The 407-nt window shown below is 52.6% G+C and carries 1 pseudogene; it reads right to left on the reverse strand.

The window, feature by feature from the left end:
* A pseudogene (locus AB9F26_RS22330) lies at positions 1-407 on the reverse strand (hypothetical protein); the annotation flags it as partial.

Consider the following 407-nt stretch of genomic DNA (forward strand, 5'->3'; position numbering starts at 1 on the left):
ATTGCTGGGTTTCCGGCAACATATAAATGTCATCTTTGTCCCGAAAAACAAAAGGGAACGAAAGGTGATAGGGACATGACAGAGCGGTTGCCGCAGGTTTGAGCGTATCTCCGTCAAGTTCGGCAACATCAATCCAACCGTTGCCATCATCGGCATTCATAGCCTCATAGAATACCCAGATTTTGCCGTCATTCTCAAATAGAAAAGGGTCCGCCATCGTATGACTTAATGCGGGCAACGCAGTCGCCGTTCGCGTCTCCAGATTGACAACATCGCCGGACCCGACGGCAAGGCGCCAAAAATCAGGGGCTCGTCCCTTGCGAGCCTGCCATCTGTCACGCAGTTTTGCGGCCAAGGCGGTCACAAAAGATGCGGCGTAGCCAATTTCTCCGAACACAGTCTGCGGC

The organism is Falsihalocynthiibacter sp. BN13B15, assembly GCF_041205415.1.
GTDB classification, from domain to species: domain Bacteria; phylum Pseudomonadota; class Alphaproteobacteria; order Rhodobacterales; family Rhodobacteraceae; genus Falsihalocynthiibacter; species Falsihalocynthiibacter arcticus.